This window comes from Crenobacter sp. CS_VA4, assembly GCF_055597485.1.
The window spans coordinates 42485-54066 of record NZ_JBVMAE010000024.1; the positions used below are offsets into that span (position 1 = coordinate 42485).

The 11582-nt window shown below is 63.3% G+C and carries 12 protein-coding genes; 9 read left to right on the forward strand and 3 right to left on the reverse strand.

The genetic code is table 11. The features are described 5' to 3' along the window. Positions 1-162 precede the first annotated feature (162 nt). Positions 163-651, forward strand: coding sequence for a hypothetical protein (locus tag ACZ2IA_RS18025; RefSeq protein ID WP_470293976.1), 489 nt, complete (start codon positions 163-165; stop codon positions 649-651). Between the two features lie 68 nt (positions 652-719). Here ACZ2IA_RS18025 and ACZ2IA_RS18030 read toward each other — a convergent pair whose 3' ends face one another. Continuing rightward, complete coding sequence (locus ACZ2IA_RS18030) at positions 720-1091, reverse strand: 50S ribosome-binding protein YggL (RefSeq protein ID WP_470293977.1); 372 nt, start codon at positions 1089-1091, stop codon at positions 720-722. A gap of 177 nt (positions 1092-1268) precedes the next feature. Between ACZ2IA_RS18030 and ACZ2IA_RS18035 the strand changes: the two genes are divergently transcribed. Together ACZ2IA_RS18035 and ACZ2IA_RS18040 are read left to right on the forward strand one after the other, a co-directional pair. Further along, positions 1269-2960 carry a M30 family metallopeptidase gene (locus ACZ2IA_RS18035; RefSeq protein ID WP_470293978.1) on the forward strand — a complete coding sequence of 564 codons (1692 nt, stop codon included), beginning with the start codon at positions 1269-1271 and terminating at the stop codon, positions 2958-2960. Beyond that, entirely contained in the window at positions 2957-3268 is a 312-nt protein-coding gene (locus ACZ2IA_RS18040; RefSeq protein WP_470293979.1) for a hypothetical protein, read from the forward strand. The genes ACZ2IA_RS18035 and ACZ2IA_RS18040 overlap by 4 nt, the downstream gene beginning before the upstream one ends. A 1-nt stretch (position 3269) precedes the next feature. Here ACZ2IA_RS18040 and ubiD read toward each other — a convergent pair whose 3' ends face one another. Continuing rightward, complete coding sequence (gene ubiD / locus ACZ2IA_RS18045) at positions 3270-4805, reverse strand: 4-hydroxy-3-polyprenylbenzoate decarboxylase (protein WP_470293980.1); 1536 nt, start codon at positions 4803-4805, stop codon at positions 3270-3272. A gap of 140 nt (positions 4806-4945) precedes the next feature. Here ubiD and ACZ2IA_RS18050 point away from each other — a divergent pair, with 140 nt between their 5' ends. The 6 genes from ACZ2IA_RS18050 (at position 4946) to ACZ2IA_RS18075 (ending at position 10476) form a co-directional block, all read left to right on the forward strand. Further along, entirely contained in the window at positions 4946-5128 is a 183-nt protein-coding gene (locus tag ACZ2IA_RS18050) for a hypothetical protein (protein ID WP_470293981.1), read from the forward strand. 31 nt (positions 5129-5159) lie between these two features. Beyond that, positions 5160-6227: a PLP-dependent cysteine synthase family protein gene (locus ACZ2IA_RS18055; protein WP_470293982.1), complete on the forward strand. Its 1068-nt coding sequence runs from the start codon at positions 5160-5162 to the stop codon at positions 6225-6227. A 227-nt stretch (positions 6228-6454) separates the two neighbouring features. Next, complete coding sequence (locus ACZ2IA_RS18060; protein ID WP_470293983.1) at positions 6455-7540, forward strand: ABC transporter ATP-binding protein; 1086 nt, start codon at positions 6455-6457, stop codon at positions 7538-7540. 6 nt (positions 7541-7546) lie between these two features. Beyond that, on the forward strand, positions 7547-8437 hold the full coding sequence (locus tag ACZ2IA_RS18065) for an ABC transporter permease (RefSeq protein WP_470293984.1): 891 nt from the start codon (positions 7547-7549) through the stop codon (positions 8435-8437). Further along, positions 8430-9224, forward strand: a complete 795-nt coding sequence (locus ACZ2IA_RS18070) for an ABC transporter permease (RefSeq protein WP_470293985.1) — start codon at positions 8430-8432, stop codon at positions 9222-9224. The genes ACZ2IA_RS18065 and ACZ2IA_RS18070 overlap by 8 nt, the downstream gene beginning before the upstream one ends. Positions 9225-9411: 187 nt before the next feature. Then, a complete protein-coding gene (locus tag ACZ2IA_RS18075) occupies positions 9412-10476 on the forward strand; it encodes an ABC transporter substrate-binding protein (RefSeq protein ID WP_470293986.1) in 1065 nt (354 codons plus the stop codon). 77 nt (positions 10477-10553) lie between these two features. Here the strand turns inward: ACZ2IA_RS18075 and ACZ2IA_RS18080 are convergent, their stop codons facing one another. Beyond that, a complete protein-coding gene (locus ACZ2IA_RS18080) occupies positions 10554-11186 on the reverse strand; it encodes a pyrimidine 5'-nucleotidase (protein ID WP_470293987.1) in 633 nt (210 codons plus the stop codon). Positions 11187-11582: the final 396 nt, after the last annotated feature.

Below are 11582 nucleotides of genomic sequence, written 5' to 3' on the forward strand. Positions count from 1 at the left end.
CGTGGCGCTGAAGGGCGACACCGTCACGCTGGACGCCGCCCGCGACCTGATCACCCGCAGCCAAGCCTCGATCAGCAGCCAGAAACAGTGCCAGCCGCAAGTTCGAACAACATATCATTGGGTTGTGCTTTTAATTAACAACCCACACCTAACACATTGGCAATGAAAAATTTTCTACTCTTTCTACTTTCTACTATTTTGAGCGGCTGTGCCTCATACAATTATGTCGCGCCAACTTCCGGGCCGGTTGCTACGATCAACGTCATCGATAAAACCTATGCGGGCAGGAATTACTACTTAAAAGTTAATTATGCTTACGCGGACTGCAAAATATTTAGTGGTCCGAGCGACTGCCAGCAAAGATACATTTACCCCTCCGGGAAGAATCGGACAATAAGCGCCAAAGTGGCCGCTCCGGGACGATTGGCCAATGTACTCGTGTATTGGTATGACGGGGGTCAAGAGGCGCGCTGCGAATGGCTTACCGAAATTACGCCGAAGGAGGGTGATATCTATCGGCTTGAAGTGGAAAACTATCGAGGATCGGGGTTTTCTGGTTGGCTAAGTGGTACAGACTGCAATATTCATTTCGTCAATGAAACTGATCCTGCTAGTCCTAAGACGCTATGGCCACGCCCAGATAAGCAATAGTGCTGCTTCAATGCGCAAGAAAAACGCCCGGTCGCAGGACCGGGCGTTTTGTCTTTGAAGCGGGCGACTCAGTTGTACCAGACGTCGATCAGCTCGCCGGCGTCCAGTTGCGCCACTTCCGGGCGTGCCTTCAGCCAGGCGACCAGCTGTTCGCGGGTGCCGGCGTCGACGCCGCCACGGCCGACCGGGAACACCATGCCGTTCAGCTGCGACGGTTTGCCGGCGGCGAAGTGGCCGCCGAAGCTGACGTCGTGGCGTTCGACTTCGCCCAGCCACTCGTCGAGCAGGATGTCCTCGGCGGTCACGTCGACGCTGTCGCTCAGCGTGGCGAGCAGGCGGAAGCCCAGTTCCTGGAACTCGCCGACGCGCAGCTTCTTCTTCTGGCGCTCGCTCAGGCGGTTCAGGCGGCGGCGGGAATTCGGGTTACGCAAAGTGCTCATGGCAGGTCTCCGGTCAAAATCGCAGCAAGGATAACAGCTTGGCCGAACGGCAGGGGTGGCAATGTGACGCCGTGGCGCGGCGCTGTATCGCTTTGTCCTGTTTCCTATCCAGATCGGTTGAGTTTTAGCAAAAACCCGAGATAATCATCCAGACCATTTTCAATCCATATGGGATGCATGATGAACAAACGGGGCCTGGCGATAGTCGTGTTGACGGCGGTGGTGCTGACCGCCTGCGGCGGTGGGGGAGGGGGAGGTGGCGGCAGTTCCGGCGGCGCGGCGCCTTCGGCCGGCAGCAGCCTCGTTGCCAGCGGGCTGTCGTGCAACGGCGGTGCGTGTTCGATGCCGGCCGGCGCGTCCACCCAGACGGCCGGCTCTGTGCTGTACGTCGCCAATACCTCCGGCTCCGCGCAGAGCGTGACGCTGACGGCGGCCGCCGCAGGCAACTGGCAGGGTGTGGTGAGCAGCATCGATAACCCGGGCGGCGGGGGCACGGCGTTGACGGTCGGCGGGGCGTACCGCAACGATGGCGCCGGGTCGGCGGCCGAGCAGCGGCTGCAAGCGCTGGAGCAACAGCTGCAGCGCTTCCAAAGCGTGCCGGCGCAGGCGGCCGCGGCCGGCGTGCTGCTGCGCACCGCCGCGTATAACAAGGTGTACAACGTCGGCGATAGCGACAGCTGGTACGACCATGCCAACCAGCGCGCGGTGACTGCGACGGTGCTCGGTAAAGTGCCGCTGACCAGCGATCCGAACGGCCCGCAGCTGTACGTGTGGGCGGACAGCAGCCAGAGCAGCAAGGTGACCACGCCCATGGTCAGCTTCCTGACCACCAATTTCACCCAATACGTGTCGCCGCTGGAGACCCAGCTGATCAGCGCGCCGTGGGGCGCGACCAACAGCCGTTTCGGCAGCGGCGTGCTGCTGCCGTCCACGGTGGCCGACGTGCACCTGGTGCTCGCCAGCCTGAACAATCCGGCCAGCATCAGCGGCCTGCAGGGCTTCGTCAACACGGTCAATGTCTACCGCAAGAGCTATGCCGACACGCTGAACGCGTCGAGCGGCTGCGCGAGCGACGCGTCCTGCCAGGCGACGGTTAGCGCGATCCGCAACAGCAACGAGGCGCTGGTCACCTTCCTCAACCTCGACACGCTGATCTACTCGGGCGGCGCGGTGTGGGGCGACAATGTGTTGGGCGCCAAGCAGACCTTCTTCACGCTGTCGCACGAGTACCAGCATCTGCTCTACGCTTACAACAAGCTGTTCAGCCCGAGCTCGGCGGCGAATGCGACGCCGACCACCTGGGAGAACGAGCTGTCGTCGCAGACCATGGCTTATCTGGTGTCGGCGGCGCTGTACCCGGATGCGCAGGGCGGGGCGCGCGAGCACCCGGAGCTGGTCAGCGGCGGCGAGTTCGAGCAGTTCCTGGCGCAGCCGTCCTGCGATATGAAGAGCTGGGGCAACGGCTCGGATTGCTATTACCCGAAGGCGGTCGTGGCCGGCATGCTGATGCTGCACCAGTACGGCACCGGGATCTTCAAGCAGTGGGCGACCACCCCGACCGTCGGCGAGGCGGCGCTCAACGCGGGTCTTGCGAGCGTCGGTGGCGGCAATTACAGCCGGGTGATGCAGCGGCTGGGGGCGACATTGGCGATGACCAATACCACCAGCTACCCTTCGAACTACGGCTTCCCGGCCAGGAGCTACACGGTGGGCAATATCACCATCAAGCTACCGGCGGTCGCGGTGTCGTCGCAGAAGCTGAAGTTGCCCGCCAGCGGCGAGACCTATGCGCAGGCGCTGGACTTCAGTCACGACGTCACGCTGACCTTGCCGGCCTATAGCTATCTATCGATCGTCAAACAGCCATGAAACGTTTCGGAATTGCCCTGATGGGCCTGCTGCTGTTGACTGGCATGGGCGGCAAACCCTGGCAGGCCGGCCGCCTGATCAGCGTCGGCAACGTGCCGTTCACCCGTCTCGCGATCGAGCAGAGCGACGGCCGCATCGTGCCTATCCACCCGCAAGCCGCCGGGCGCGGCGTCGACGCGGCACGCTTGAAGGCGCTGCAAACGGCGGCGGGCCAGCCGGTGCGCTACCGGCTGGCCCGCGAGGTGACTACGCCGCTCGGCCCGGAACTCGAGCTCGATGCGCTCGAGTTGGCCGAACCGGCGAAGTGACTTAGAGCCCTAAGTCGCGCCAGATCGCGTCGACCCTCTGCTTCACCGCACCGTCCATCTCGATGGTGCGGCCCCACTCCCTATTAGTCTCGCCCGGCCATTTATTGGTCGCGTCGAGGCCCATCTTGCCGCCCAGGCCCGACACCGGGCTCGCGAAGTCCAGGTAATCGATCGGTGTGTGGTCGATCAGGGTGGTGTCGCGCACCGGGTCCATCCTTGTCGTGATCGCCCAGATCACCTCCTGCCACGAGCGGGTGTCGACGTCGTCGTCGACCACCACGATGAACTTGGTGTACATGAACTGGCGCAGGAAGCTCCATACGCCGAGCATCACCCGCTTGGCGTGGCCCGGGTACTGCTTCTTGATCGATACCACCGCCATCCGGTAGCTGCAGCCCTCCGGCGGCAGGTAGAAGTCGACGATCTCCGGGAACTGCTTCTGCAGGATCGGCACGAACACCTCGTTCAGCGCCACGCCGAGTATGGCCGGCTCGTCCGGCGGCTTGCCGGTGTAGGTGCTGTGGTAGATCGGGTCGGGGCGGTGGGTGATGCGCTCGACGGTGAACACCGGGAACCAGTCTTGCTCGTTGTAGTAGCCGGTGTGGTCGCCGTACGGGCCTTCCAGCGCGTAGAGAAACCCGTCTACTTCCTTCACCGGCACGCCGTGCTCCGACACGCCCTCGAAGCCGCCCGCGCACGGCGTCAGCACCCCTTCGAGCACGATCTCGGCCGAGGCTGGCACCTGCAGGTCGTTGCCGATGCTCCTCACCAGCTCGGTCTTGCTGCCGCGCAGCAGGCCGGCGAACTGGTATTCGGACAGCGTGTCCGGCACCGGCGTCACCGCGCCGAGTATCGTCGCCGGGTCGCAGCCGAGCACCACCGACACCGGGAACGGCGTGCCGGGAAACGCCCGCCGATGCTCGCGAAAGTCCAGCGCGCCGCCGCGGTGCGCCAGCCAGCGCATGATCAGCTGGTTACGGCCGATCAGCTGCTGGCGGTAGATGCCGAGGTTCTGGCGCTTCTTGTGCGGGCCGCGCGTCACCGTCAGCCCCCAGGTGACCAGCGGCGCGATGTCGCCCGGCCAGCAGTGCTGGATCGGCAGCGTGGTCAGGTCGACGTCGCCGCCCTCGATCACCACGTCCTGGCAGGCGGCCTTCTTCACCTCCTTCGGCGCCATCGACAGCACCTGCTTCAACAGCGGCAGCTTGTCCCAGGCGTCGCGGAAGCCCTTCGGCGGCTCCGGCTCCTTCAGGTAGGCGAGCGTCTTGCCGATCTCGCGCAGCTGCATCACCTCGTCGGCGCCCATGCCGAGCGCGACGCGGCGCGGCGTGCCGAACAGGTTGGCGAGCACCGGGATGTCGTAGCGGTGGCCGTCGGTCTCGGGGGCCTCGAACAGCAGCGCCGGGCCGCCGGCTTTCAGTACCCGGTCGCCGATCTCGGTCATCTCCAGCCGGGGGGAGACTGGATGGGTAATTCGTTTCAGCTCGCCCTGTTTTTCGAGTTGGGCGACGAAGTCTCGCAAATCGGTGTATCGCATGACGTACTCATGATCTAGCGCAAGATTGGCAAGCGCGCGATTGCGTACGCTTTGCCCCGGTTGCCGCACGCTACTGCCGGCGCGCTCCGGCGTCAACGCGTGCGACAGGGATTCTGTCAAAGCCGTGGAGCATACAACTAATGAAGAAGGTACTCACTCTGGCCGTGTTGGCCGCGCTCGGTTCCAGCAGCGTATTCGCCGGGCAGGGGGATCTATTGGCGCGCTTTCGCGTCATCAACGTCAAGCCGGACGTCGAGGCGCCTGTCGGCGCGTCAAACCGCCGCGGCGCGCCGTTTTGGATTCGACCGGGCTACAATCGGTAGACATTATCCAATACCGATTGGGGAGAGACGCATGAAAAGCTGGGTATCCCAGGCGATCCGCAAGATCGAAGCCGACTTCAACCGTTCCAGCGATACCCATTTGATCCCGCTCGCGATCCCGGCGCTGCCGCAGATCCAGCTCTACTTCAAGGACGAATCGACCCATCCGACCGGCAGCCTCAAGCACCGGCTGGCGCGTTCCTTGTTCCTGTACGGCCTGTGCAACGGCTGGATCGCCGAGGGCACCACCGTCATCGAGGCCAGCAGCGGCAGCACCGCGGTGTCCGAGGCCTACTTCGCGCGGCTGCTCGGCCTGCCCTTCGTCGCGGTGATGCCGCGCGGTACGTCGGCCGAAAAGATCCGTTCGATCGAGTTCTACGGCGGCCGCTGCCATCTGGTCGACGACCCGGCGACGATCTACGACGAGTCGGCGCGGCTGGCCCGTGAAACGAACGGCCACTACATGGACCAGTTCACCTATGCAGAAAGAGCGACCGACTGGCGCGGCAACAACAATATCGCCGACACCATCTTCAAGCAGATGGCGTTCGAACCGAACCCGGAACCGACGTGGATCGTCTGCGGCGCCGGCACCGGCGGCACCAGCGCGACCTTCGGCCGCTACGTGCGCTATCAGCAGCTAGCCACCAAGATCTGCGTGGTCGACCCGGACAACTCGGTGTTCTATGAAAGCTATTACAGCGGCAAGACCGATTGCCAGTGCGAGGGCGGCTCCGGCGTCGAGGGCATCGGCCGGCCGCGCGTCGAGCCGTCGTTCATCCCGTCGGTGATCGACAAGGTGATCCGCGTGCCGAACGTCGCCAGCTACGCGGCGATCCATTTCCTCGAGGAGGCGCTCGGCCGCAAGTGCGGCGGCTCGACCGGCACCAATCTGTACGGCGTCTGCGAGCTGGCCAGCGAGATGGTGAGCCGCGGCGAGGAGGGCGCGATCGTCACGCTGATCTGCGACGACGGCAACCGCTACCTGAACAGCTACTACGACCCGCGCTGGTTGGCCGAACAGGGCCACGACATCGCGCCGTGGCTGGAGCGCTACCGGCGCTTCTTCAACGAGGGGCGCTGGTCGACCGGCGACTGAACGCTGTTGCCAAACCACGTCATTGTTTGACCGAAAACAAATCGCCGCCGCCCTTGGGGTCGTGGCGATTTTTTCAACGAAAAGAGCCACTTACCGCCCGGAAGTCTTCTCCGCAGTTGCCATTGCCATAAAGTGCGCTGAGGTCTTGAATCTGAAGGCATTTTTCGGCTTACCTTGCAGAGGGTTTTTTACTACAATGGCGCCCTTTTAAAAGGGCGGGGAAGATCGTGGCTCTTCTTGAAATCAACAATGTCGTGAAACGGTTCGGCGACTTCACCGCCGTGAACAACGTCAGCCTGTCGGTCGAAGCGGGCGAGTTCTTCACGCTGCTCGGCCCGTCCGGTTGCGGCAAGACCACGCTGCTGCGCATGCTGGCCGGCTTCGAACAGCCGGATTCCGGCGCGATCCTGCTCGACGGCCAGGACGTGTCGCAGGTGCCGCCGGAGAAGCGCCCGGTGCACACCGTGTTCCAGAGCTACGCGCTGTTCCCGCACATGACGGTGCGCCAGAACATCGCCTTCCCGCTGCAGATGGCAGGCTGGGACGCCAAGAAGATCGAGTCGCAGGTCAACGAGCTGCTCGAGGACGTGCGCCTCACCCCGTTCGGCCAACGTTTCCCGCACGAGTTGTCCGGCGGCCAGCGCCAGCGCGTCGCGATTGCCCGCGCGCTGGTCGACCGGCCGCGCGTGCTGCTTCTCGACGAGCCGCTGTCGGCGCTCGACGCCAAGCTGCGCGAGCAGATGCAGATCGAGCTGATCAATCTGCAGAAGGAGGTCGGCATCACCTTCGTCTACGTGACCCACGACCAGGGCGAGGCGCTGGCGCTGTCGCACCGCATCGCGGTGATGAGCCACGGTCAGGTCGAGCAGCTCGACATCCCGGAACGGATCTACAGCCACCCGAAGAACCGTTTCGTCGCCGACTTCATCGGCCAGTGCAATGTGCTCGAGGGCATGGTCAAGGCGGTCGACGGCGCGACGATGAGCGTCGAGCTGAAGGGCTGCGGCGAGGTGAAGTGCCAGAGCGTCGCCGGAGCCCGTCCGGGCCAGAACGGCTGGCTGGCGCTGCGCCCGGAGAAGATCAAGCTCGACAAGGAACTCGGCCGTCATCCCGACGACGCGCACTTCAAGGGCCGGGTGAACGACTGCCTGTACCTGGGCGACGTGACGATCTACATGGTCGAGGTCGCCGAGGGGGTGATCATCGAGGCGATGCTGCCGAACAGTATCCCGGGCATCGCGAAGTTCTTCGACGACAACGACGTGGTCGAAGTGGCCTGGCGCTTCGACGCCGGCAGCTTCCTCACGGAGTAAGCCGATATGCTGCGCAACCGATTCGGCAAGTGGCTGCTCTCGTGGCCGCCGCTCGTCTACCTGACCCTGTTCTTCCTGATCCCGACCGCGATCATGTTCGTCGCGGCGTTCCGCAACCCGGGTGACTACGGCGGCCTGGCGCCGATGTACAACCTCGAGGACGGCAAGCTCGTCTGGGACCTGACGCTCGACAACTTCAGCCGCCTCATCGAGGAGCCGCTGTACTTCGAGCTGTTCGTCAAGTCGGTCGGCTACGCCGGCCTGACCACGCTGTTGTGCGTGCTGTTGGCGTACCCGCTCGCCTGGCTGATCGCCACCAGCCACAAGAAGTGGCGCGACCTGTTACTGCTGATGGTGATCCTGCCGTTCTGGTCGAACTTCCTGATCCGCATCTACGCCTGGATGATCATCCTCGGCCCGCAGTCGGCGTTCAGCCGTGCGGTCAACTGGGTGGTGACCGGGATGGGCTTCGAGCCGATCCAGCTGTTGTTCACGCCGATCGCGGTGATGATCGGCATGGTCTATGTGCACCTGCCGTTCATGGTGCTGCCGCTGTACGCCAACCTCGAGAAGCACGACATGGCGCTGCTCGACGCGGCGCAGGACCTCGGCGCCAGTGCCTGGCAGCGCTTCTGGCGGATCACCTGGCCGCTGAGCCTGCCCGGCGTGTTCGCCGGCTCGGCGCTGGTGTTCATCCCGGCGCTCGGCATGTTCGCGATCCCGGACATCCTCGGCGGCACCGACTCGATCCTGATCGGCAACCTGATCAAGCAGCAGATTCTCGACACCCGCGACTGGCCGTTCGGTTCGGTGCTGTCGATCGTGCTGACCGGCGGCGTGCTGCTGATCGCCGCGCTCGGCGCCATGGTGGCCAGAAGGGGGGCGAAGCGTGGCTAAGAAGAAATCCTGGTGGCTGAAGGCGTCGGCGGTCCTCACCTATCTGTTCCTGTACCTGCCGCTGTTCATCGTGGTGCTGTACTCGTTCAACGACTCCAAGCTCAACGCGGAGTGGGTCGGCTTCACGCTCGACTGGTACACCAAGCTGTTCAACAACCAGAAGATGCTGACCGCGGCCGGCCACTCGCTGCTGATCGGCGTGGTGGCGAGCCTGTTCGCCACCGTGTTCGGCACCCTGGCCGGCATCGCGCTGCACAAGTACAAGCTGCGCATCCTGCCGTTCCTGGTGCTGACACCGATCGCGATCCCGGAGCTGCTGATGGGCGTGTCCTTGGTGATCTTCTTCGTCATCGTCAACCAGCTGATCGGCATCCTCGAGTTGGGCCTTATCACCATCATCCTGTCGCACATCGCGTTCTGCATCGGCTTCGTCGCGATCGTGGTGCGCGCGCGGATGCAGGGGATGGACGAGAGTCTGGTCGAGGCGGCGCGCGACCTCGGCGCCAGCCCGCTGCAGGCGTTCCGGCTGGTGACCTTGCCGGTGATCATGCCCGGCATCATCGCCGGCGCCTTGATGGCGTTCACCCTGTCGATCGACGACTTCGTGATCACCTTCTTCACCGCCGGCGCCGGCGCGTCGACGCTGCCGCTCGAGATCTACTCGATGATCAAGATCGCGGTGACGCCGGAGGTGAACGCGGTATCCAGCTTGCTGATGCTGCTCACCTTGGCGCTGATCGTGATCGCATCCAAGGTGTCGCCGAGCGCATTGCGCGGAGGCAACTAAGAGCCGCGAACAAAACCCTCCCGGCGTTGTTGCGCTGCCTTGCCGTACTAATCGTACTGTCTGCGGCAGCGCGCCTAGCCGGGACCACTTCGCTGAGTTTTGTTCGCGACTCAAAGCCCAGCGTTCGGCCAACGTTGGCCGAACCCGTTTTCTTTCGCCGTACCACGCCAATAAAAAGGGGATTGTCATGAAGAAACTGCTGCTGGGCCTCGCGCTCGCTGCATCGGCCAGCGCCTACGCCGCCGACACGCTGCATCTCTACAACTGGAACAACTACCTGTCCGACGCCGCCGCCAAGCGCTTCGAAGCGTACTGCAAGTGCAAGCTGGTGCAGGACTACTACGGCGACAACGAAGAAATGCTCGCCAAGCTCGCCGCCGGCGCCAAGGGCTACGACATCGTCGTGCCGACCGGCTTCGCGGTGCAGACGCTGATCGGCCAGGGCAAGGCGCAGCCGCTCGACAAGGCGCAGCTGTCGAACTTCAAGAACATGAACGCGGCCTACCTGAACAGCTTCTTCGACAAGGGCAACCAGTACTCGGTACCGTACGCGTTCACCACCACCTTGCTCGGCTACAACGAGACCAAGCTGAAAGAACTGGGCATCCTCGACAAGTCCAACAGCTGGGCGCTGATCTTCGATCCGGCCATCCTCGCCAAGATCAAGGGCAAGGTCACCGTGCTCGACTCGCAGCGCGAACTGATGTCGGCGGCGCTGATGTACCTCGGCAAGCCGGCCAACAGCACCAACCCGACCGATTGGAAAGCCGCCCGCGACGTGATCCTGAAGGCCAAGCCGTTCTGGGCCGCGTTCAACAACCAGAGCTATATCAAGGAGCTGACCGTCGGCAACATCTATGTCGCGTTCGGCTACTCCAACGACATGTACCAGGCCCAGCAGGACGCCAAGAAGGCCGGTCGCAAGTTCGCGATCAACTTCAACCTGCAGAAGGAAGGCAACACCCTGTCGATCGACAACTTGGTGGTGCTGAAGGACGCGCCGCGCAAGGACCTAGCGTACAAGTTCGTCAACTTCATGATGGATGGCCAGAACGCCGCCGACATGACCAACCAGATGGGTTCGGGCAACCCGAACGCCGCCGCGGTGAAGTACGTCAAACCGGAGATCGCCAAGACCCCGGCGATCTTCCCGGCCAAGGCCGACGTCACCCGGCTGCAGCAGCTGCAGGACCTGAAGGCCAAGGACCGTCGCGAACTGAACCGCGTCTGGTCCGAAGTGAAGCTGAAGTAAGCGTCGCTCCGACGTGATAACGCCCGGGTTGGCCGAACAGGCTACCCGGGCGTTTTGCTATCTATATATAGTGGCAATCAGAACAGCGTCAGGCGGCGCAGCTCGCCGATCGTCGTGATGTGCGCATCGACGTGCGCCGGCCGCTTCGGCTCGGCGCTGATCCACACCGTCTTCATCCCCAGTTCCTTGGCGGTCTTCAGGTTCAGCAGCGAATCTTCCACCATGATGCAGTGCTTCGGGTCCAGCTCGTGTTTCACCAGCACGGTGCGGAACGCGTGCGGAGCGGGCTTCGGCTGGTAGTCGACCTGCTCGACACCGTACACCGCGTCGAAATGGCGGGTAATGCCGATCGCGTCGAGCACCTTGACCACATAGAGGATCGGCCCGTTCGACAGCAGCAGCTTGCGACCCGGCAGCGCCGCCAGCGTCTCGTCGACGCAGGCGTCCCAGCTCAGCATCGCCAGCAGCTCGTCGAGCGGATGAGTCTGCTCCAGAAAGTGCCGGGCATCGACACCGTGATGCGCGACCAGGCCATGCAGCGTCGCACCGTAACGCGTCCAGTACTCCTTGCGCAGCTCGTTCGCCTGCTGCTCGGTCAGCTTCAGCTCGCGCATCATGTACGCGGTCATCGACCGGTTGATGTGCGGGAACACCGCACGGCTCGCGTCGTGCAGGGTGTCGTCGAGGTCGAAAATCCAGGTCGGCTTCACAGGTGGTCTCATCTAGTGCAAAACGGAATGGCGCATTATCTCTCTCCCGGGCCGCGAGCACTGCACCAGGTGGCTGTGGATTTTCTATAATTATTTTAGAGCCAGACCGGCGTCTGGCAGGGCGGTGCGGCCTGCCTTCAGGTTGGCCGAACCGCAGGGAAGGTGTCCCAGCGAGAAGTTCGCTAGGGTCGCTTCCTGACGAATCAATGACTTAGCATTTTCTTCGATTTTCTTCGTCGTCAGGTGTTGACGAGGTGAGGGTCGGGGGGTATAGTTCGCCTCCTCTGCTGCTGACACAGCGAAACGAAGCGGTCAGCCAGCAACTGCTCTTTAACAGAACGAACAACCGATAGGTGTGAGTGCCTGGTCTGATCAGGTGCTCATGCCGCAAGCTTC